General features: G+C 58.1%; 16 protein-coding genes and 1 tRNA gene. 15 read left to right on the plus strand and 2 right to left on the minus strand.

Features of this window, described 5'->3' with window-relative positions; translation table 11 throughout:
• The first annotated feature begins 1 nt into the window (after window position 1).
• From DUD43_RS17160 to DUD43_RS17200, 9 genes are all read left to right on the plus strand, one after another.
• Window positions 2-715 carry a Crp/Fnr family transcriptional regulator gene (locus DUD43_RS17160; RefSeq protein ID WP_153231229.1) on the plus strand — a complete coding sequence of 238 codons (714 nt, stop codon included), beginning with the start codon at window positions 2-4 and terminating at the stop codon, window positions 713-715.
• Between the two features lie 87 nt (window positions 716-802).
• Complete coding sequence (locus DUD43_RS17165) at window positions 803-1,477, plus strand: DUF1971 domain-containing protein (RefSeq protein ID WP_153231230.1); 675 nt, start codon at window positions 803-805, stop codon at window positions 1,475-1,477.
• A gap of 237 nt (window positions 1,478-1,714) precedes the next feature.
• Window positions 1,715-4,789, plus strand: coding sequence for a formate dehydrogenase-N subunit alpha (gene fdnG, locus DUD43_RS17170; RefSeq protein WP_153231231.1), 3,075 nt, complete (start codon window positions 1,715-1,717; stop codon window positions 4,787-4,789).
• 3 nt (window positions 4,790-4,792) lie between these two features.
• Window positions 4,793-5,710 carry a formate dehydrogenase subunit beta gene (gene fdxH, locus DUD43_RS17175; protein ID WP_088451917.1) on the plus strand — a complete coding sequence of 306 codons (918 nt, stop codon included), beginning with the start codon at window positions 4,793-4,795 and terminating at the stop codon, window positions 5,708-5,710.
• Complete coding sequence (locus tag DUD43_RS17180) at window positions 5,703-6,356, plus strand: formate dehydrogenase subunit gamma (RefSeq protein WP_108728432.1); 654 nt, start codon at window positions 5,703-5,705, stop codon at window positions 6,354-6,356. The genes fdxH and DUD43_RS17180 overlap by 8 nt, the downstream gene beginning before the upstream one ends.
• Before the next feature lie 77 nt (window positions 6,357-6,433).
• On the plus strand, window positions 6,434-7,360 hold the full coding sequence (fdhE, locus tag DUD43_RS17185) for a formate dehydrogenase accessory protein FdhE (protein WP_153231232.1): 927 nt from the start codon (window positions 6,434-6,436) through the stop codon (window positions 7,358-7,360).
• 86 nt (window positions 7,361-7,446) lie between these two features.
• A complete protein-coding gene (gene selA / locus DUD43_RS17190) occupies window positions 7,447-8,865 on the plus strand; it encodes an L-seryl-tRNA(Sec) selenium transferase (protein WP_153231671.1) in 1,419 nt (472 codons plus the stop codon).
• Window positions 8,862-10,781 (plus strand): selenocysteine-specific translation elongation factor, encoded by a 1,920-nt coding sequence (gene selB, locus DUD43_RS17195; RefSeq protein WP_153231233.1) that lies wholly within the window; start codon window positions 8,862-8,864, stop codon window positions 10,779-10,781. Before selA ends, selB begins: the two co-directional genes overlap by 4 nt.
• 85 nt (window positions 10,782-10,866) lie before the next feature.
• Window positions 10,867-10,962, plus strand: a tRNA-Sec gene (locus DUD43_RS17200).
• A gap of 86 nt (window positions 10,963-11,048) precedes the next feature.
• Here DUD43_RS17200 and DUD43_RS17205 read toward each other — a convergent pair.
• Both DUD43_RS17205 and DUD43_RS17210 read right to left on the minus strand, forming a co-directional pair.
• Complete coding sequence (locus tag DUD43_RS17205) at window positions 11,049-11,651, minus strand: helix-turn-helix domain-containing protein (protein WP_153231234.1); 603 nt, start codon at window positions 11,649-11,651, stop codon at window positions 11,049-11,051.
• An 86-nt stretch (window positions 11,652-11,737) separates the two neighbouring features.
• Window positions 11,738-12,520, minus strand: coding sequence for an aldolase (locus tag DUD43_RS17210; protein WP_153231235.1), 783 nt, complete (start codon window positions 12,518-12,520; stop codon window positions 11,738-11,740).
• 392 nt (window positions 12,521-12,912) lie between these two features.
• Between DUD43_RS17210 and DUD43_RS17215 the strand changes: the two genes are divergently transcribed.
• From DUD43_RS17215 to nosZ, 6 genes are all read left to right on the plus strand, one after another.
• The gene (locus DUD43_RS17215) at window positions 12,913-15,171 is read left to right on the plus strand and encodes a FepA family TonB-dependent siderophore receptor (protein ID WP_153231236.1); all 2,259 of its coding nucleotides are present in this window, start codon (window positions 12,913-12,915) and stop codon (window positions 15,169-15,171) included.
• A 208-nt stretch (window positions 15,172-15,379) separates the two neighbouring features.
• The gene (locus DUD43_RS17220) at window positions 15,380-16,468 is read left to right on the plus strand and encodes a hypothetical protein (RefSeq protein ID WP_153231237.1); all 1,089 of its coding nucleotides are present in this window, start codon (window positions 15,380-15,382) and stop codon (window positions 16,466-16,468) included.
• Window positions 16,469-16,538: 70 nt separating this feature from the next.
• Window positions 16,539-17,573 carry a selenide, water dikinase SelD gene (selD, locus tag DUD43_RS17225; RefSeq protein ID WP_153231238.1) on the plus strand — a complete coding sequence of 345 codons (1,035 nt, stop codon included), beginning with the start codon at window positions 16,539-16,541 and terminating at the stop codon, window positions 17,571-17,573.
• Complete coding sequence (gene mnmH, locus DUD43_RS17230; RefSeq protein WP_153231239.1) at window positions 17,573-18,667, plus strand: tRNA 2-selenouridine(34) synthase MnmH; 1,095 nt, start codon at window positions 17,573-17,575, stop codon at window positions 18,665-18,667. Before selD ends, mnmH begins: the two co-directional genes overlap by 1 nt.
• 171 nt (window positions 18,668-18,838) lie before the next feature.
• Entirely contained in the window at window positions 18,839-21,100 is a 2,262-nt protein-coding gene (locus DUD43_RS17235) for a NosR/NirI family protein (RefSeq protein ID WP_153231240.1), read from the plus strand.
• A gap of 62 nt (window positions 21,101-21,162) precedes the next feature.
• Window positions 21,163-23,067 (plus strand): TAT-dependent nitrous-oxide reductase, encoded by a 1,905-nt coding sequence (gene nosZ, locus DUD43_RS17240; protein ID WP_153231241.1) that lies wholly within the window; start codon window positions 21,163-21,165, stop codon window positions 23,065-23,067.
• Window positions 23,068-23,071: the final 4 nt, after the last annotated feature.

Consider the following 23,071-nt stretch of genomic DNA (forward strand, 5'->3'; position numbering starts at 1 on the left):
AATGACAAAAGTCAACATGCCCGGCCCGTGTCCAGCTTTGTTTGAATTGCTGGCCCGCCACCGTCTCCTGCAAGGTTTGCCCATCGAGGTCATCCAGCATTTGTGCCGTGACGCTTTGGCTCAAAACGCCAGCGCCGGGCAAATTCTGTTCAATGAAGGTGACGAGGCCCGCCATTGCCTGCTGGTCGATAGCGGCCAGGTAGAAATCCTGCGCTACAGCCAAAATGGTGACGAGCGTGTTTTCAACGTGTTCGAACCCGGCCAGCTAGTGGCGGAAGCCGCCATGTTCATGCCGCATGGTCGCTACCCCATGTGCGCCCGCGCCAAAGGGACCGTACGCATCTACAAGCTCTCGCGCAGCAGTCTGCAAGAAGCCTGCCGCCGCTGGCCCGAACTGGCCATGAACATGATGGCGGGCCTGAGCAGCGCCTTGTATGCGCAAGTCAACAAAGTGGACTGGATTTCCGCCAGCTCGGCCGCCGAGCGCCTGGCGAACTACTTGCTGAATCTGCAAGCCCGCCAAGGGGAAAATATCCAGTTGCCCTTGAACCAGCGGCAACTGGCCGCCCATTTGGGGATACGGGCAGAAACCTTGAGCCGTTTGTTTACAGACTGGCAGGCGCGCGGCTACGTCAGTGGCAAACGCAGCGACTGGCAGGTACACGACCAGGCCCACCTGCGCCGCTTGGCCAGCCCAGCCCAACGCTCTTTTTAAGCGATCGACGCACTCATGACTTTTGTCATTTGAGGACCTTTCAAGCAGACCGAGAATGCCGACTTTTAGCTTCTCTGCTTGATACCGATGACACACTTGCCGCCACAGGCCGATTACACCGAAGCCAACATCCGCCAACTGGTGACCCAGTTCTACGCCCAGGTGCGGCAAGATGCGCAGCTAGGCCCGATTTTTGAACACAATGTGCAAGACTGGGACGAGCATCTGGATATGCTGTGCGATTTCTGGTCGGCCATTTTGCTGGGCACACGCCGCTTCAAGGGCGCCCCGATTGCGCGCCATGCCGCCCTACCCGAGTTATCCTGGCCCTTGTTTGAACACTGGCTGGAAATTTTCCACCAAACCACGGCCGATCTGGGCAAACCCGCCCTGCAACAGAAGGCAGACGCTATGGCAGACCGCATTGCCGCCAAACTCTGGCAAACCTATCAAGCGCAAAGCAATCAAACACGCTTGCCCGATACCCTGCCCGAAGGGCTGGAACGCTACAGCCAATCCCCTGTTTTCACGCCAGACAATTTGCCCGACGCCCTGCGCCGCGCTCACAACACCAAGGTCGGCACCTGGGGCCTGCTACGGGTTCAAACCGGCGTATTACGCTTTGCGCTGGACGAGGAGCCCTTTACCGAAGTGGTCCTGACCGCCGGGCAATGCGTGGCGATTGAGCCTCAGGTCCTGCATCACGTGGAATTCGAGCTGCCCGGCAGCTTCCAGATCGAATTCTTCAAACAAGCCCGCTAAATTGAAAAAATCCCTTACAAATAGTAGGTGAATACCCGCATCCCCGACTACACTTGCGGCTCTGGCGTGAAAACCTCAATAGAATCAAGATTGTCCTTGATCAACTAGTCACGCTCTATGGGCAGTAACCCATAAGTTCAACGCTTATACTGTTCAACTATAAAACAGGGGCAGAGCTCACAAGGCGACTCCCCTCACGATTTCAAACACGAAAACACAATCCTATTGGAGAGCCGCATGGTGAACATGAATCGGCGTCAGTTCTTCAAAGTGACGGGGGCCTCGCTGGCCAGTTCCAGCATGGTTCTGCTGGGCGCTGCGCCCACCCCCGCCATGGCGGAAGTCAGGCAGTACAAGCTGACCCGCATGACAGAGACGCGAAATACCTGTCCTTACTGTTCTGTAGCCTGTGGAGTGCTGCTGTACTCCCGTGGTGACGGTGCCATGAATGCCGAGCCCAGCGTGGTTCACATCGAAGGCGATGCCGACCACCCGGTCAATCGCGGCACACTCTGTCCCAAGGGCGCTGGCTTGGTGGATTTCATCAAGAGCCCCAACCGACTCAAATACCCCGAATACCGCGCCGCTGGCTCGGACAAGTGGGAACGCATTTCCTGGGAAGACGCCTTCACGCGTATTGCCAAGCTGATGAAAGAAGACCGCGACGCCAACTTCCAGGCAACCGCCGAAGATGGCACCGTGGTGAACCGTTGGCTGACCACCGGCATGCTGGCGGCATCGGCCAGCAGTAACGAAGTGGGCTATATCACTCATAAAGTCGTCCGCAGTATGGGCGTCCTGGCGTTCGACAACCAAGCACGTGTCTGACACGGCCCGACGGTGGCAGGTCTTGCCCCGACGTTTGGCCGTGGAGCGATGACGAACCATTGGGTCGACATCAAGAACGCGGATATTGTGCTGATCATGGGCGGCAACGCAGCCGAGGCGCACCCCTGTGGCTTCAAATGGGTGACCGAGGCCAAAGCACACAACAATGCAAAACTGATCGTTGTGGATCCACGCTTTACGCGTTCGGCATCCGTAGCGGACTTTTACGCGCCTATACGTACCGGTAGTGACATCACCTTCCTGGGTGGCGTCATCAAATACCTGCTGGATAACGACAAGATCCAGCACGAATACGTGCGCAACTACACCGATATGCCCTTTATCGTGCGCGAAGACTTTGACTTCGAGCAGGGGCTGTATTCGGGCTACAACGAAGAAAAACGCAGCTACGACAAGTCCTCCTGGGACTACGAGCTGGGCGAGGACGGCTACGTCAAAACCGACCCCACCTTGCAACACCCACGCTCGGTCTACCAACTGCTGCGCAAGCACTACGAGCGCTATACGCCCGAGATGGTGGAACGCGTCTGTGGCACGCCCAAGGACAAGTTCCTGAAAGTCTGTGAAATGCTGGCCTCGACCGCTGAACCGGGTCGCGCGGGCACCATTCTGTATGCACTGGGCTGGACGCAACACAGTATTGGTTCGCAGATCATCCGTACCGGTGCCATGGTGCAGTTGCTGCTGGGCAATATTGGTATTGCCGGCGGTGGCATGAACGCGCTGCGCGGACACTCCAACATTCAAGGTCTGACTGACCTGGGTTTGATGTCCAACCTGCTGCCCGGCTACCTGACTTTGCCCAACCAGGCCGAGAAGGAGTTTGACGGCTACATTGGCGCGCGTGCCCAACAGCCGCTACGCCCCAACCAGCTGAGCTACTGGCGCAACTACAAGAAGTTCCACGTCAGCCTGATGAAAGCCTGGTTTGGTGATGCCGCTCAGGCCGAGAACAACTGGGCCTACGACTATCTGCCCAAGCTGGACAAGCTCTACGACATGCTGCAAGTGTTCGAGCTGATGGACGAAGGCAAAATGACGGGCTACATCTGTCAGGGCTTCAACCCCCTGGCGGCGGCACCGTACAAGGCCAAGCTGCTGCGTGGTTTCTCCAAGCTCAAGTACATGGTCATCATGGACCCGCTGGTCACGGAAACGTCAGAGTTCTGGAAGAACTATGGCGAGCACAATGATGTCGATTCCGCCTCCATCCAGACCGAAGTCTTCCGTCTGCCCACCACCTGTTTCGCCGAGGAAGAAGGCGCACTGGTGAACTCGGGCCGCTGGCTGCAATGGCACTGGAAGGCCGCCAACCCTCCGGGCGAGGCCAAGAGCGACATCGAGATCATGAGTACGCTGTTCACGCGCATTCGCTCGCTGTACCAGAAAGAAGGCGGTGCCTTCCCTGATCCGATCCTGAACCTGTCCTGGCCGTACTCCAACCCGGATGATCCAACCGCCGCTGAACTGGCCAAGGAATACTCGGGCCGCGCACTGGTGGATCTGCATGATCCCAAGGATCCGACCAAGATCACGCGTAAAGCAGGCGAGCAGCTGGATGGCTTTGCCGAATTGCGCGACGACGGCACCACGCTTAGCGGTTGCTGGATCTATGCCGGTGCCTGGACGCAGCAAGGCAATATGATGGCTCGCCGCGACAATAGCGACCCAACCGGCATCGGCCAGACGCTGAACTGGGCCTGGGCCTGGCCAGCAAACCGCCGCGTGCTCTACAACCGTGCTTCCTGTGACCTGACCGGCAAGCCCTTTGACCCACGCCGCAGCCTGGTTCACTGGGATGGCAAGCGCTGGGGTGGTGCGGACGTCCCTGACTACAAGGCCGATGAAAATCCGGCTGATGGCATGGGTCCGTTCATCATGAACCCCGAAGGTGTCGCCCGCTTCTTTGCCCGTAAAGGCATGGCAGAAGGCCCCTTCCCCGAGCACTACGAGCCTTTTGAAAGCCCGCTCAGCTACAACCCGCTCAGTCCTGACGAGCCACGTGCCATGACCAACCCGGCAGCGCGTATCTTCAAGGACGACCTGGCGGCCATGGGTACCGTAGACAAGTTCCCCTATGTGGGCACGACCTACCGCCTGACCGAGCACTTCCACTACTGGACCAAGCACGTGAAGCTGAACGCCATCGTGCAGCCGGAACAGTTTGTGGAAATTGGCGAGGAACTGGCCAAGGAAGTGGGCATTGCGCAAGGCGATCGCGTCAAGGTGTCCTCCAACCGTGGCTATATCAAGGCCGTGGCGGTGGTGACCAAGCGCATCAAGGCCCTGAACGTGGATGGCAAGGTTGTCCACCAGGTGGGTATCCCGCTGCACTGGGGATTTGTGGGTCTGGCACGACCTGGTTTCCTGATCAATGCACTGACACCGCCCGTGGGTGATGGCAACTCGCAAACGCCAGAGACCAAGGCCTTCCTGGTTCAACTTGAAAAGATTAAGGAGTAAGCCATGGCCTTGCAATCACTTGATATCAAACGGCGCTCCGCAACCACCACCCCCATGCCCAGCGTGCGCGAGCCCGTGGGCGGGGAGGTGGCCAAGCTGATCGACACCAGTAAGTGCATTGGCTGTAAGGCCTGTCAGGTCGCCTGCATGGAATGGAACGATACGCGCGACGAGATCGGTCACAACGTCGGGGTGTATGACAACCCGGCTGACCTGACCGACAAGTCCTGGACCATCATGCGTTTTGCGGAGTATGAAAACCCCGCTGGCGATCTGGAATGGCTGATTCGCAAAGACGGCTGTATGCACTGCGAGGACCCAGGCTGCCTGAAGGCCTGTCCCTCGCCGGGCGCCATCGTGCAGTACACCAACGGCATTGTGGATTTCCACGAGGAAAACTGCATTGGCTGCGGCTACTGCGTTACTGGCTGTCCTTTCGATGTGCCCCGCATTTCGGAAAAGGACAAGAAAGCCTACAAGTGCACCTTGTGTTCGGACCGTGTCGCGGTCGGACAGGAACCGGCCTGTGCCAAGACCTGTCCTACCGGCGCGATTGTGTTCGGTACGAAAGAAGACATGCAGCACCACGCTGCAGAGCGTATCGAAGACCTGAAATCGCGTGGCTTTGAAAACGCCGGTCTGTACGACCCGGCCGGAGTGGGCGGCACCCACGTCATGTACGTGCTGCACCACGCCGACAAGCCCGAGCTGTACAGCGATCTGCCCAAAGACCCGCAGATCAGTCCGATGGTCTCGCTCTGGAAGGGAGTGGCCAAACCGCTGGGGGTTGCTGCCATGGCACTGACCGCCCTGATTGGTTTCTTCCACTACATCCGAACCGGTCCTAACGAGACCGACGAGGAAGACGAGCGCCGCGCCGACGAGGACGCACGCAAGATCCAGGAGGCTCACCATGACTGATCACAACCGCAAGGGCATGATTCAGCGCTACACCACCAGTCAGCGCATTAATCACTGGATCATTGCCATGAGCTTTGTGCTGCTGGCCTTGTCCGGGCTGGCGCTGTTTCATCCGTCAATGTACTGGCTGACCAATCTGTTTGGTGGTGGCCCGTGGACACGCATTCTTCACCCGTTTATTGGCGTGGTGATGTTTGTGTGCTTTTTCCTGTTTGCGGCCCGCATGGTACGGCACAATATGTTCTCCAAGGGTGACGCGGCCTGGCTGCGTCACTTCAAGGACGTGCTCAATGCCAAGGACGAGCGTATCCCCGAAGTAGGCCGCTATAACGCCGGGCAAAAGATCCTGTTTTTTGCTTTGGTGATCTTCATGATCGGCCTGCTGGCAACCGGTGTGGTGATGTGGCGCGAATACTTTTCCGCCTTCTTCCCCATCTGGGCTATCCGCCTGGCCTCCGTGCTGCACGCGGTCTGCGCCCTGCTGATGATTTGCGCGATTATCGTGCATATCTACGCCGGTATCTGGGTAAAGGGTTCGGTCAAAGCCATGACCCGTGGTACGGTCACCCGTGCCTGGGCCTGGAAGCACCACCGTGCCTGGTTCCGTGAAGAAATGGAAAAAGGTCCCAGCCGTCCTGCCGAATAAGCGGGGCTCTGGTACATAAGCAACCCGGCTGCCATGCGCCATTTCGGGCATGGCAGTCCTGTTTTCAGGAGTCTGTCTTGCAACGCATCCTTCCGCGCGGCGAAATCGAAAGTCTGGACCACACCTCCATCCCCCGACTGCGCCTGCCTGTGCGAGCCAGCGTCTTTGCAGACCGGGCAGCGCGTCTGCGTCAATTGGCTGACGGCAATCCCGTCGGCGCCTACCTGCTCTTGCTGGCGCATCTGGTGGACGGGCAGCACAGGCAGCTTACTGCACTTGCCCCGGCCGAACTGCCCGCTGATGTGCTGGAAACGGCACAAAGGCACGGCATGCCGCCCTTGCTGGCATCGGGCTGGAAGCGCGATCCGCAGTGGCTCAGCATTTTGAGCAGCCTGCTCAATCACATGATCAAGACCTCGGACGTGCCTGCCGCCGCCCAAGAGGTTTGCCAGGGTCTGCTCAACAAAACCCAGTCCGATCCGCAAAAGCTGGAAGACCTGGCCGACGCCATTCTGGCCGAGCAATTGCCGGAACAAGACGGTGCCGCTGCCCCCTTTGTGATGGCCGCCTTGCAGGTCTACTGGACGCACCTGGCCTGCTCATTGACCGAAGGCCAACTGTCCGTGACCAGCCCCTTTGGCGTGTGCCCATCTTGCGGCAGCCTGCCCGTATCCAGCGTGGTACGTGTCGGTGGCCGTGAAGATGGTTGCCGCTATATGTGCTGCCCCCGCTGCAGCGTGGAATGGCATCTGGTGCGGGTGACCTGCTCGCACTGCGAGAGCACCAAAAGCGTGGCTTACCACGCCATTGAAGATGGCCCGGAAGGGATCAAGGCCGAGTCCTGCGACAACTGCCACACCTACCGCAAAATCTTCTACCAGGAAAAACAACTGGGCCTTGATCCGGTTGCGGACGATCTGGCCAGTCTGGCTCTGGACGTTCTGATGGGCGAAGAAGGCTATTCCCGCGCCAGCGGCAATCCGCTTCTTTGGAACCAGTCTTAAGCTAAGATTCCCCTACGCCTTGCTGCTTCACGCGCAAGGCGTAGCTGACGGACCCGCCCATAGACTCAAATGCCTGCCTTTGAATGATGAGCCCTACTCCTGAACTCTCCCCCGCCCATATCCCTTCCCTGGACCGCCTGCTGCGCTCGCCAGAGTTCCAGCCCTTGCTAAGCCAGTTCGGCCATACGCGCCTTAGTCAAAGCACGCGCGGCCATTTACAGGCACTGCGAGAGGCTGTGTTGAAGGGATCACTAAGCCCTCAGGATCTGGAGCCCGCTCAGCTTGCCAAAGCACTGCAAGCACAGTTGCAGGAAGAGTCCCGGTTGCAGCTGCGCCCGGTCTTCAACCTGACCGGCACCGTGCTGCACACCAATCTTGGGCGTGCCATGCTGCCGGACGAGGCCATACAGGCTGTCGTCCAGGCCATGCGCTCGCCCGCCAATCTGGAGTTTGATCTGGAAACCGGCGGCCGAGGCGACCGCGATGACCTGATCAACCCCTTGCTCTGCGAACTGACCGGCGCTGAAGCCGCCACAGTCGTGAACAATAATGCCGCCGCCGTGCTGCTGATGCTCAGCACCCTGAGCCCCCGGCGCGAAACTGTAGTGTCGCGCGGCGAGCTGGTTGAAATTGGCGGTGCCTTTCGTATTCCGGACATCATGAAGCGTGCTGGTGCTCGCCTGCATGAAGTGGGCACCACCAACCGTACCCATGCGGCTGATTACGAAAACGCCATCAACGAGCGCACAGCCATGTTGATGAAGGTGCATTGCAGCAACTACGCCGTCAAAGGTTTCACCAAAAGCGTTTCAGTCGAAGAGGTTGCACAGATCGCCAGGAAACACGGGCTGCCAACCAGCGTGGATCTGGGCAGTGGCACCTTGGTGGACCTGAGCCAGTGGGGTCTGCCGCCTGAGCCTACCGTGCGCGAGACTATCGAAGCCGGTGCCGATATCGTGACTTTCAGCGGTGACAAACTGCTGGGTGGCCCCCAGGCCGGTCTGATCGTAGGTCGTGCCGACCTGATCGCCAAGATCAAGAAAAACCCGCTCAAACGCGCTCTGCGCGTGGGCAAGATCACCTTGGCCGCGCTGGAACCTGTGCTGGCCTTGTACCGTTCACCAGAGCGCTTACCCGAACACCTGACCACCCTGCGTCTGCTAACCCGGCCTGCAGCTGAAATGCGCGCCCAGGCGCTGCGTTTGGCTCCTGTCCTGCAGCAATGGGTGGGCACACAATTTGCTGTCGAGCCCATTGCCATGCTGAGCCAGATTGGCAGCGGTGCCCTGCCCGAAGATGTACTGCCCAGCTTCGGGCTGCGCTTTGCCTACAAAGGCACCGGACGTCCGGGCCGCCATCTGACTCAACTGGAAAAACGCCTGCGCACTTTGCCCCAGCCCGTTATCGGGCGCATTGCGCAAGATGCCTTTTGGCTGGACCTGCGCTGTCTGGAAGAACCCTTCGAGGCTGCCTTCAGCGCACAACTGATTCCCGAGCAAGCATGATTGTTGGTACCGCAGGCCATATCGATCACGGCAAAACCACTTTGATCCGCGCCTTGACCGGCGTGGATACCGACCGTCTGGAAGAAGAAAAAAAACGCGGTATCTCCATCCAGCTGGGCTATGCCTATACGCCTTTGCCGGACGGGCAGATCCTGGGCTTTATTGATGTGCCAGGCCACGAACGTCTGGTACATACCATGGTCGCAGGAGCAACCGGCATTGATTTTGGTTTGCTGATCGTAGCGGCGGATGATGGCGTCATGCCGCAAACCCGCGAACATCTGGCCGTGCTGCAATTGTTGGGTCTGCAGGCGGGGGCCATCGTCCTGAGCAAGGCTGATCGCGCCGATGCGGCTCGCATTGAAGCAGTCAAAGCCGAGCTGCAAGCACTTGTCCACGGCACCTTTCTGGACCAAGCCCCCATCTTCGTTGTCGATGCCCTGTCCGATGACAAACCCGGCCTGGAAGCGTTGCGCGAGCATCTGCACGCACAGGCCATGCAATCCGCCAAACAGGATGGCCAAGGCTATTTTCGTCTGGCCATTGACCGCGTTTTCACCCTGCAAGGCCACGGCACGGTCGTAACCGGCACCGTGCACGAGGGTGTTCTGGATCTGGATGGCCCCGCTATCGATCTGCGCCTGATGCCACGCGATACACCCGTTCGGGTACGCAGTATTCACGCCCAGAATCAGGCCTCTCGCCAAGCCCTGGCGGGCCAGCGTTGCGCCCTGAACCTGGGCGGGATTGATGTGCAGGATATCGAGCGTGGTGACTGGCTGGCCGACTCCCGCTGCTTCATCCCCTCCACTCGTATCGACGTAGAGCTCAGTCTGCTGGACAAAGACATCCCCGCCTTGCGCACCTGGTCTCCCTGGCATGTCCACATGGGAGCCGCGCACCTGACAGCCCATGCCGTCCCATTGGATGGCGAGTCCTTGCAGCCCGGCCAGACCGGCAAGGTCCAGTTGGTCTTTGACCGCCCGATCTGCACCATGACGGGCGAGCGCTTTATCTTGCGCAACGCCCAGGCCAGCGAAACAGTCGGCGGCGGGATTGTGCTGGACCCAAATGCGCCGGACCGCAAACGACGCTCTACGACACGCCTGGCCTGGCTGGACGCCTTGGCGCACTGGACACGCGGCGGCCCACTGGAAGGCCTGCTGGCGCAAGCGCCTTACGGCCTGGACGAAGCAACGCTGCTGCGTCTGTCGGGAGGATCTCAACAAGGCTTGAGCGCCCCCGCCAATGCCCGCTGGCACACCGGATCTCGCCCACAAAGTCAGCCAATCCTGCTGAGCGATGCACGCCTGGAAGCGCTGTGTCAGCACATAGAAAGCGTGATGCTGCAGTTTCACGAGCGCAATCCGGACGAGCCGGGCCTGTCCATCAGCCGCTTGCGACGCATGGCCGCCCCCACCATGCCCGACACAATCTGGCAGCTACTGACCGAACATCTGCTGGCAGAGCAGCGCCTGGCCCGACAAGGAGCCTGGCTACATACACCCGGTCACCGCGTCACCCTGAGCCCCGAAGACGAAGCCCTGGCTACCGCCCTGCTGCCCTTGATCGAGGCAGGCCGCTTCGACCCTCCGTGGACAAGGGATCTGGCCAAAGAAACCGAAGCCCCGGAAGACCAGACCCGCAACGTGCTGCGCCGCCTGGTCCGCCAGGGCGAGCTGTTTCAGATCGTGCATGACCTGTTCTATCACCGCCGCCAAATCGCAGCGCTGGCCCATATCGTCAGCGAACTGCACACCGGCCAAGGCGTCAGCGCCGCGCAGTTCCGGGACGCAACGGGGCTGGGCCGCAAACGGGCCATTCAGATTCTGGAGTTCTTTGATCGCGTCGGCTATACACGACGTGTACGAGATCGCCATGTATTACGGGGTGAAGCCTGGGCGGCAGCGGATTGAAACAAGAGCGCGTTGCGAGTGCCGAAACGTGCAGCGCCCTGATCGTTGAAGCGTAATCGGCCCTAACGTATGATAGGGCCTCAATGGAAAGCATCCGTGCCCGGTGGCACGGCCGGGCTTCAAACCCGGTTGGGGGCGTCAGACGTTCCCAGGTAGGTTCGACTCCTGCTGCTTTCCGCCACCTGGCTCCATCGCCCTGCGCATACTTTGGTGGCTCAGCCTACCCTTGAGCGCGGTCCAGGTCATCCCTGATTCAGCAAACAAGGATCAGGCCTGTGCATCAGATGCCTTACGACGCCCCGCTGTCGGCCCCTTGTCCGAACAAGTCACCGCCAGGACCTGTGCCTGCTGATCACCCAGACTCAACACACTGTGGGGCAGCTCCGAGTCGAAATACACCGAGTCACCCGCCTCCAGGCTAATACTGTGCTCCGCAATCGTGACTTGCACTTGTCCCTGAATCACAAACAAAAATTCCTCGCCCCCATGCGGAAAAGTGGGTGCAGGCTGCTGCTTGTCATGCGGGGGATAGATCACAAACGGGTCCATCAAACGAAGGCGCCGCCGCCCCGCCATGCTTTCGTAACGGTAGGCACTGTGGCCCGCCACACTGGGCAAGGGCGTGCGATCATGACGACGCACCACGCAGACACTTTCGTCCTGATCCAGATCTGCCTCTCCAATCAATTGCGACACGCCCATGCCATACGCCTGGGCCAGCTTGACCACGGTAGAGATAGACGGAGCACTGACCGCCCGCTCCAGCTTGGAAAGATAGCTTTTGGTCAGGCCCGTACGCTGGGCCAATTGCTCCAGCGACAAGCCGTGCTGACGTCGCAAAGCACGCAGGCGAAAGGGAAGATTAATCATGGATTTCGCAAAAAACCAGGGATTCAGAGCCGATAGTAGCTTGCCGGATCCAAACAGGCAGGCCGATAAGCATCAGCCTGCCTATTTTACGCAAGAACATCTGCGTGACGTTTCAATGCCTTACGCACGTAGTACTCGAACCCGATCTCGGAACGTCGCGGACGAAGAATCCAGTCATGAGCCTCTCGGCCCAGTTCCGGAAGAATAGGCTTGATCTGCCCCGCTGACATGGCCAACAACTGCATCCGCGCCGCACGCTCAAACTGCAGGGCCAGCACACAGGCTTCCTCAATAGAGCTGGCTGCAATCAACATGCCGTGATGCGCCAGCAAAATAGCACGTTTGTTGCCCAAGGCTTGAGAAATAATCTGCCCTTCCTCATTGCCCACCGGCACACCGGGCCAGTCCTTTAGGAAAGCGCAGTCCTCATACAAGGTGCAATTATCCATATGGGATACCTCCAGGGGCACACCCAACATGGATAAGGACGCCACATGCAAGGGATGCGTGTGAATAATGCAGTTCACGTCCGGGCGAGCCCGATAGACCCAGGAATGAAAACGATTGGCAGGATTGGGCATCCCTTGGCCTTCCAGCACAGTCAGATCCTCGTCTACCAACAAGATATTGGACGCACTGATCTCATCAAAACCCAAGCCTAACTGCTGGGTGAAATAGGTGCCTTCCTGCTCGCCCCTTCCTGTAATCTGCCCCGCCAGCCCGGAGTCATGACCGCCATCAAACAGGATGCGACAGGTCAAAGCCAACTTTTCCCGCACACTGCGTTTCGGAACCTGAAACTGGGCCTGCATTTGCTCTTGAGCGCGAGCTATCAGAGTGGGTTTGGAAAGGTTCATGGTGCTTGTCACATTGATTCCTTTAAAAGTGCGTCGTCTCTTCAAAAAAAGTCGACTTGGGCTCCATTGCCTATCAGCGGCTCGGAATAAGACACAAAAAAATCTGAAGCAACTTGGAAGCTTGATTTACTTGGTTTGGATAAAGAAAACTCCGAAGCCCTAAGAAGGTGAGTCAGAAACACTCACGAACGAGCCAATTTCAGGCAGTCCCTTCACACCAAAAAAGACACATATTTCCTCTGCAGGACACTAAGTGTCAATCTTTAAAAGCCAATTCCCCTTTGTCTTGACCGTGTTTGAAACACAACAAATCCGTCAGGTTTCTCGACACCAGTCACATTTTTAAACACAATCCTTACCGCGAACAATTCTCATTCTGTTTATCGTTTACTAGGAAAGTGATTATGAATTCATTGGCGCCTCCGGCTCGCCGCCCGATCTTTGCATTGGGCCTGCTCGCCACGGCTTTGGCAGCCAGTTTCAGTGCTCACGCGCAAACCTCCAACGTTCGTGGTGGGGTCACCTCGTTGGAAGAGATTCGTGTCTTGCCTTCGGCCGAAGAAGCCGTCAAACAAGCTCCCGGCGTGTCTACCATTACCGCCGAAGACATTGAAAAACGTCCTCCAGCCAACGATCTGTCCGAACTGATCCGCACTATGCCTGGTGTGAACCTGACCGGTAACAGCCCATCCGGCTCCTACGGTAATAGCCGCCAAATCGACTTGCGCGGCATGGGCCCGGAAAATACCTTGATTCTGATTGACGGCAAACCAGTCAGCTCGCGCGACTCCATTCGCATGGGCCGTGACGGTGAGCGCAATACCCGTGGAGACAGTAACTGGGTGCCCGTCAACGCAATCGAACGTGTCGAAGTTCTGCGTGGTCCAGCAGCGGCCCGTTATGGTTCCGGTGCAGCAGGTGGTGTGGTGAACATCATTACCAAAGCTCCTACCGACACTTTCTCCGGCTCGGTAACCGCTTACGGTCTGATTCCTGAAGACAGCAACTACGGCTCCACCCGCCGTACCGGCTTTAATCTTTCTGGCCCTATCGCCGACAAGCTTTCTTTCCGCGTCTACGGCAATATCGCCAAGACCGATGCGGACAAGCCCGCCTTGAACGCCAAATCCTCCGGCATTGATGTGAGCGAAACCAACGTTCCGCCCGCCGGCCGTGAGGGTGTACGCAACAAGGACATCAACGGTCTGGTCCGTCTGGACATCAACCGCGACCATCGCCTGGAACTGGAAGGCTCTTTCAGCCGCCAAGGTAATATTTTTGCTGGTGAGCGCCTGTTCACCAACGGAAATGCCACTATCGCTTCGCTGGCTGATGATGGCGCAGAAACCAATATCATGTATCGCCGGGCAGGCTCGCTAAGCCACTATGGGGACTACGGCCAAGGTCGCACCTCGCGCCTGACTTTTGCCTACGAAGGCACAACCAACTCGCGCCTGAATGAAGGGATGGCCGGGGCAGGTGAAGGCAGCATTTCCAACCCGGGTACCGGTTCCGTTTCCGAACTGCGTTCGCTGAACATCTCCGGCGAATACAACACGCCCCTGCAGATTGCGAACAAGCACGTTCTGATGACAGTCGGTTTCGAGCACCGGGATCAAAGCCTGGATGACGATTACGCTACCCGCTCTGGCCAGACCATCAATGGCAATAGCGACTCCAAGAGCAAGGCAAAAACTACGGCCGCCTTCGTGGAAGGCAATATCGAGTTGACTGAGGCTTTGAGCATCACCCCCGGTGTCCGTTTTGACCATCACAGCAAATTCGGTGATAACTGGAGCCCAAGTCTGAATGCCTCCTACTTCATCACTGACACAATTACTTTGAAAGGCGGTATCGCACGCGCGTTCAAGGCTCCCAACCTGTATCAATCCAACCGCAACTATCTGTACCAGACACGTGGTAACGGTTGCCCCTATGACCCCGTAACAGGCCAACGCGTCAGCGGTCCTTGCTACATCTTCGGGAATGACGACCTGTCACCCGAGCGCAGTATCAACAAGGAAATTGGTCTGGCCTACGACAACGCAGGCTGGGCAGCCGGTCTGACTTACTTCCAGAACGACTACAGCAACAAGATTGTGGCCGATATGGGTGACCAGACCATTCCGGATGCGGTGTACATCGGTGGCTCCCTGGTCCGTCCATTCCAGTGGGTCAACTCCGGCAAGGCCGTTATCCGCGGTCTGGAAGGCAACCTGACCATCCCGATTCTGGGCGAGAACGGCGACACACTGAGCCTGAGCAACAACCTGACTTACATGATTACCAACAAGTCCAAGGAAACCAATCAGCCTCTTACCGTGATCCCACGCTTCACCCTTAACAGCACGCTGGATTGGCGCGTGAACGACAAGCTGTCCATGCTGGCTACCGCCACGCTGTATGGCAAGCAAAAGCCACGCTCACACAACCTGTCCAATAACTCGGAAGTGAAAGGCGATGGTCTGCGTGAACGCGGTTCGTATGCCATCTTCGGTCTGAGCGGCGCTTATCAGGTGACCAAGTCCACCAATATCCGTCTAGGCGTAAACAACCTGTTTGATAAACGTTTGTACCGCGAAGACTCGGGTAGCGGCCAAGGTGCCAACACCTATAACGAACCCGGCCGTCAGTACTACGCGACATTGACCGCCAGCTTCTAACGCCCCACGCTTTATTCCGGACTCCAGCAGGAGTCCGGATGGCTGATCGTTTTACCCGCCCCTGCCTGCCCCGTCTGGAGCAGCAAGGGCGTTACCCCATCCCGCCCCAATCCAAGAGAGCCCTCCCCAGCCTCGCTCCAACAGCGCTAGACTAAAGCCTTGTTGGCCAGCGTTCTGGCTACAAAATCACCATATTCGGGAGCTGATCTTGTCGTCCACCGAGCCTGATCTCGCGATCTACGCCGGGCCTCGTGCCTATCGCCACATTCAAAGCCATGGTCTGCATGCCAAGGACATCAGCACGCTGATTGGCAGTGCGGGCGGGCCCAAGGCCTTGGCGCTGACCGGGCTGGATCAGTATCTGTTTGGGGACTGGCTCAACACGCATGACGAGCCACTGTGGTTGTTTGGCAGTTCAATTGCCTCCTGGCGTTTTGCCTGCGCGGCCCAGAGCGATCCGCACAAAGCCTTTGCGGACTTTGCGCAGCTTTATATACACAGCCCCTTTCTGCCCAACTCCACGGTGGCGGACATTACCCGGTCTACCCAGACCATGCTGAAAACCTTGCTGGGGAATACGGACTCACAGGCGGCAATCCTGAACCACCCACGCTATCGCTTCGCGATTACCGTGGCGCGCAGCAAAGGCTGGGCGGGTTCCAGAAATCAAAAGCAACTTGGTGCGGCTCTACTCAGTTGCATGGTCGGCAACTATGTACACCCCGCCATCCCGCACTGGTTCTTTGAGCGAGTCATCGTGCACGACACCCGCAGCCCCTTACCCATTCACGGCAAGCATCAAGGCCAGGCTCGTTACGCGGCGCTGGATCAGCACAATCTGTTCGAGACCTTGGCCGCCAGCACGGCCATTCCATTGGTCATAGACGGTGTGGATGCGGCCCACAACTGGCCCGCCGGGCTTTACCGGGATGGTGGGCTGGTGGACTACAACTTCTGCGCGCTGGATCTGGATAGCCCCGGTCTAACCTTGTTTCCTCATTTCACGCAAAAAATCAGTGCCAGCTGGTTCGACAAATACCTGCCGCGCTGGCAGAAGGCTCGTCGCCCTCACAGCCTGGATAATCTGATTCTGCTGTGCCCCACTCCTCGCTTCTATCAGCGCCTAAAAGACCACAAAATCCCCGATCGCTCCGACTACAAGCGCTTGTCTGACTCGGACCGACGTCTGGCCTGGCAAAACTCGGTTGAACAAAGCCAGCGCCTGGGCGAGCAGTTTGCGCAATGGGTCGCTGATGAGCAGCTTGCCCAGGTTGTACGCCCCCTGCCCTTCCCCTAAGTAAAGGCCTGCAGGGGCCATAGGCAATTTAGTATCATTTCAACTTCAACCTATTTCATGGTGCGCGCTCATGGATACTCCCATTCGTCTGACCCAATACAGTCATGGAGCCGGTTGCGGCTGCAAGATTTCCCCCAAGGTACTGGACATTATCCTGGCCGGCAGCGGTGCCCAGAACGTGGACCCCAATCTGTGGGTAGGCAATACATCACGTGATGACGCGGCTGTTTACGGTTTGAATGAAGAAACAGGTGTCGTCTCGACCACCGACTTTTTCATGCCCATCGTGGACGATCCGTATGACTTTGGGCGCATTGCCGCGACCAACGCCATCAGCGATATCTACGCCATGGGCGGCAAGCCCATCATGGCAATTGCGATTCTGGGCTGGCCCATCAATGTGCTGTCGCCCGAAGTCGCCCGTGAAGTCGTGCGTGGCGGGCGTGCTGCTTGCGATGCCGCTGGCATCACCCTGGCCGGTGGTCACTCCATTGATGCACCCGAGCCTATTTTTGGTCTGGCCGTGACTGGCGTAGTTGATAAAGGCCAGTTAAAGCGCAACGACACGGCTACCGAGGGCTGTCAGCTCTATCTGACCAAGCCTTTGGGCATTGGCGTGCTGACTACCGCCGAGAAAAAAGCCAAGCTGCGCCCTGAGGATCAAAACCTGGCACGCGACTGGATGTGTACGCTGAACAAGCCCGGCAGCCGCTTTGCACAACTGCCTGGTGTCAAAGCCATGACAGACGTGACCGGCTTTGGTCTGCTGGGCCACTTGATCGAAATGGCGGACGGCAGTGGCCTGACTGCCCGTCTGAACCTGGACCGTGTGCCCTTACTGCCCGGCATTGAATACTACCTGGAACAAGGCTGCGTCCCTGGCGGCACGCAACGTAACTTCGACAGCTACGGCCACCGCATCGCCCCCATCAGCCAGGAGCAAATCAATATCCTGTGCGACCCCCAAACCAGCGGCGGCTTGCTGATCGCCGTTGAACCCTCTGCCACGGCCGAATTTCTGGCCACTGCTGCCGAATTGGATCTGAACCTGGAAGCCATCGGGGAATTCATCCCCGCCAAAACCCACGCTGTCGAAATCGCTTGATGCGCCCTGATACCCACCACTACCGCGAGTTGTTCCTGAACGACGTGCCTTTGATGGACGCTCGCGCTCCCATCGAGTTCAACAAAGGTGCCTTTCCCGGCGCATTGAACCTGCCGCTGATGAACGATGATGAGCGTCATCAAGTGGGTATCTGCTACAAGCAACATGGCCAGGAAGCGGCTATTGCTCTGGGCATCAAACTGGTCAGTGGTCAGATCAAGGAAGAACGGCTGCAAGCCTGGGTGCAGTTCACGCAAGCCCACCCCGACGGCTATTTGTATTGTTTTCGGGGTGGTCTGCGCAGCCAGATCACACAAACCTGGCTACGCGAAGAAGCAGGCATTCGCTACCCCCGCGTAGTGGGTGGCTACAAAGCCATGCGTGGCTTTTTGCTGAGCAATCTGGAGCAAACCGTCAGCAGCGCCCATTTTCAGGTTCTGGGCGGCATGACAGGCACTGGCAAGACCGATGTGCTGCAGCAGCTGGATCACAGTCTGGATCTGGAGGGCTATGCCCACCATCGCGGTTCCAGCTTTGGAAAACACGCCACCGGCCAACCCAGCCAGATCGACTTTGAGCATCGCCTGTCCATCACCATGCTCAGGAAAACAGCGCAAGGGCATCAAGGCTTTGTATTGGAAGATGAAAGCCAGACCATAGGTCGTTGCAGCCTGCCACTGAGCCTGTATCGAGGGATGCAGCAGTGGCCCATTATCTGGCTGGAAGACAGTCTGGAGAACCGCATTACGCGCATCGTGCGCGACTACGTCCAGAATCTGCACGCGGAATTTACGCAGCAGCACGACCCGCAAACCGGCTTTGCACTGTTTGCCGAGCAACTACGCCAAAGCCTGTCCCGCATCACCAAACGGCTGGGGCATCAACGCTACCAACAACTGTCAGCCATCATGGACGCCGCCTTGCAGGAACAGGAACGCAGCGGCGCACTAGACGGCCACCGCGACTGGATTGGTGGCTTGCTGACGCAGTATTACGACCCCATGTACAGCTATCAGCGCGAACAAAAAGCTGATCGGGTTATTTTTCAGGGCGATGCCGACGCGGTCCTGAATTATTTGCGCCACCAAGGCTGAATTTCATTCAAAGCCCGGCCCGCAAGGCTTGCCATCATTTATCACAGACCCGCGACAGACTGACACAGGCCCGCACCCACTCTTGTCAGAATCTGTCCTTGCTCTGACACAAAGAGTAAACAAAGGGTAACCCCTACCATCTCGCAAGAATCTTGTTGCAGGTGGTAAGAAATGACGTCCCTCAATCGCTTGGCCCGGCATGTCCAGTTACGTACTATCTGGCTCCTGCTTTTCCTTCTGGCAGCCTGTTTAAGCAGCACTTCCGCACACTCCACGTCGCGCATTGCCCACTTCCTCCCGGACATTGCCCTCAACGAGATCTTTCCCACCGCCACCCACACCAGCGAGCCCGCAGGCTCGCTGCCTGTCGCCAAGGTATTTAAAGATCAGGAGCAGCTAGGGTATGTGTATGTGACGACCGACATCGTCAACACCCGCGGCTATTCCAGTTTCCCCATCGACACTCTGGTTGCCATGAGCATGGATGGCAGCATCGTCGCCGCCAAGCTGCTGGAACACCATGAACCCATTGTCTTGATCGGTATTCCGGAGTCGCGCGTCGAAGCCTTTATTCAAGGCTATATCGGCCAGAACTACATCAAGAACCGCCCCAAACCCGGCGCACCGCCACCCGTAGATATCATCAGCGGTGCCACCGTGACCTTGATGGTCGTGGGCGACAGCATCATGCGCTCTTCTCAGTTGGTGGCCCGGCAAGAAGGCATAGGCCAGCCTGCCGCCCCCGCCACGGCACCCGTCGCCGTCAAGCGCAGCATAGATACCAGCAACCACACCATTTCCAGCTGGGACGAACTGATCCAAAGCGGAGCCATCCAACGCCTGCATGTCAGCGTGGCCGACATCAACCAGGCCTTTATTGATAATGGCCGCACAGAGGCCGCCGCCCATCCTCAGGAAGGCGATCCACAAGACACGTTTATCGACCTGTACGCCGCCCTGGTCAGCGTGCCCAGCATTGGACAAAGCCTGTTAGGCGAGGCCGATTACAACTACCTGCAGCAAGAACTGAAACCCGGCCAGCAGGCCATGCTGGTCGTGGGCAATGGGCTGTATTCCTTCAAGGGATCGGGCTATGTGCGAGGCGGGATTTTTGACCGCATCGAAATCATCCAGGACCTGGACAGCTTTCACTTCACCGACCTGGATCACCAACGTCTGCCCGGCGTGAAAGCCGCAGGCGCTCCGGATTTCAAAGAAGCCGCCCTGTTCAAGATCCCTGCTACCGCCACCTTTGACCCCGTTCTGCCCTGGCGACTGCAACTGCTGGTGCAGCGCGTCCTGAGCGTCAAAGACAAAGCCTTTGTCACGCTGAACCTGAATTACCAGCTTCCTGACTCCTATTTGACGGCGCCTCCTCCAGCAACCGCTGCAGCGGCCCCCGAAGCCGCAGAGCACGATGACCTGGAAACCGCCAGCCAACCCTTGTACAAGCAAATTTGGGCTGGCAAGAAAGTACAAATTGCCGTGCTGCTGGTGTCTTTGCTGACCTTGGGCGGAGTCTTCTTCTTCCAGGACACGCTGACCAAGCACGAAGTGTTCTACCAGCGCTTTCGCATCGGCTTTCTGCTGTTCTCCCTGGTCTGGATTGGCTGGTACGCCTCGGCCCAGCTGTCCGTGGTGAACGTGCTGACTTTCTCCCACGCCCTGCGCACCGATTTCCGCTGGGAATACTTCCTGATGGATCCACTGGTCTTCATTCTGTGGATCGCGACCGCCATTTCCCTGATTTTCTGGAACCGGGGCGCCTTCTGTGGCTGGCTCTGTCCTTTCGGAGCACTGCAAGAGCTGGCCAACAAGCTGGCCCGCTTCCTGCGCATTCCCCAGATCAAGGTGGCCTACAGCGCCCATAAACGGCTGGTAGCCATCAAGTACGTGATCTTCATTCTGCTGTTTGGCTTTGCCCTGTACGACATGGCCGTGGCCGAAAAGATGGCCGAAGTCGAACCCTTCAAGACCGCCATCATCCTGAAATTCATCCGCGACTGGCCCTTCACGATCTTTGCCGTACTGCTGCTGATTGCCAGCCTGTTCATCGAGCGTTTTTACTGCCGCTATCTCTGTGCCCTGGGCGCTGCCCTGGCCATCCCCGCCCGCCTGCGCATTTTTGACTGGCTGCGTCGCTACCCCATGTGTGGCAACCCCTGTCAGCGCTGTGCGACCGACTGTCCCGTACAAGCCATCGAGCCCGAAGGCCCCATCAACCCCAACGAATGTATCCAGTGTCTGAATTGCCAGATGCTGTATCACCACGAGAAAAAATGCCCGCACCTGATTCAAAAGATCGCCAAACGCAAGCGAGATAAACCGGCCCCCGTCGCCGTTGCCAGCTCGCTGCAAGACGATGCTGCTGCCCGCCCTACCGTGCGTCCGCGCAGCGTAGACAGTACCGATTCCCCCCCCGCCACGCCGTGAGACGCCTGGGCGCGCCCCAGCGCCAAGTCGGTCACGTCATCACACACAAGGAAAATCACACCATGTCCGAGAACAAGCAGGATAAACAGGGTTTGAGCCGCCGCGCCTTTTTGGGCACCGCCGCCTTATCCGGCGCTGCTGTGGTCAGCGCCACCCACATTGGCAATGCCTTGGCCGAGACCAAAAAGGCGCCGAACGGGCAAAGCGCCCATATTGAGCCGGGTGAACTGGACCAGTACTACGCCTTTAACTCCGGCGGCCAGTCCGGCGAGATCCGCATCATGGGTCTGCCCTCCATGCGCGAGCTGATGCGCATTCCAATCTTCAATATCTGCAGCGCCACCGGCTGGGGGATTACCAACGAGAGCCGCCAGATCATGCGCGCCAACCTGACGCCTGAAACCCTGGCGTTTGCTGACTCCCTGGGCGGCATCCTGCCCAACGGCGATGCTCACCACCCCCACATGTCCTTTACCGACGGGACCTATGACGGGCGCTTCATCTACATCAACGACAAGGCCAATAACCGCGTGGCTCGCGTGCGCTGCGATGTCATGAAGTGCGACAAGATCATTGAAATTCCCAATGCCGACGGTATTCACGGTCTGCGCCCCCAACGTTACCCACGCACCGGCTATGTGTTCTGCAACGGCGAGCACATCGTTCCCCTGCCCAATAACGGCACAGTCTTTGGCAACCCCAAGGAAAACTACTTCTCCGTCTTTACCGCCATTGATGGCGACACCATGGAAATCGCCTGGCAGGTGATCGTGGACGGCAACCTGGACAACTGCGACGCCGACTATCAAGGCAAATACGCCTTCTCCACCTGCTACAACTCCGAAAAGGGGCTGGATGTAGGCGAGATGAGTGCCAACGAGCAGGACTGGGCCGTGGTGTTCAACCTGAAAGCCATTGAAGACGGCATCAAGAAAGGCGATTTCAAAGAAATGCAGGGCGTCAAAGTTCTGGATGGCCGCAAAGGCTCGCGCTACACCCGCTACATTCCTGTGCCCAATTCCCCACACGGTTGCAATGCTTGCCCCGATGGCATCCACGTGGTCTTTAACGGCAAGCTCTCGCCCACCGTCACCATGATTGACGTGCGCCGCCTGGATGACCTGTTTGCCGACAAGATCAAACCACGCGACTGCGTAGTGGCAGAGCCTCAGCTGGGTCTGGGCCCACTGCACACCGCCTATGACGGCCGCGGCAATGCCTACACCACTCTGTTTATCGACAGCCAGATCGTAAAGTGGAACATGGCCAAGGCCATTGAGGCTTACCAGGGCAAGGACGTAGACCCCATCATCCAGAAACTGGACGTGCACTACCAGCCTGGCCACAACCACACCACCATGGGCGAGACCAAAGAGGCCGATGGTAAATGGCTGGTGTCGCTGAACAAGTTCTCCAAAGACCGCTTCCTGAATGTAGGTCCACTCAAGCCAGAAAACGATCAGTTGATCGATATTTCGGGCGACGTCATGAAGCTGGTCCACGATGGCCCAAGCTTTGCCGAGCCACACGACATGCTGCTGGTCGCCGCTGACAAAGTACGACCCAAGCGCGTCTGGACCCGCGACGACCCATGGTGGGACGGTGCTCGGAAAATGGCCGAAAAAGACGGCGTCACCCTGGAAGGTGCCTCCAAGGTCATCCGGGATGGAAACAAGGTGCGGGTCTACATGACCGCCGTGGCACCCGTGTTCTCCGTGCCCAGCTTCGAGGTCAATCAGGGTGATGAGGTCACCGTCGTGGTCACCAATATGGAAATGATCGAGGACTTGACCCACGGCTTCACCTTGTCCGGCTACGGCGTGGCCATGGAAATTGGACCGCAGCAAACCAGCTCGGTCACCTTCACGGCCTCTCGCCCCGGTGTGCATTGGTACTACTGCCAGTGGTTCTGCCACGCCTTGCACATGGAAATGTCCGGTCAGATGAACGTGAAACCTAAAGCCTGACGGT

This window comes from Alcaligenes faecalis, from assembly GCF_009497775.1.
GTDB classification, from domain to species: domain Bacteria; phylum Pseudomonadota; class Gammaproteobacteria; order Burkholderiales; family Burkholderiaceae_B; genus Alcaligenes; species Alcaligenes faecalis_D.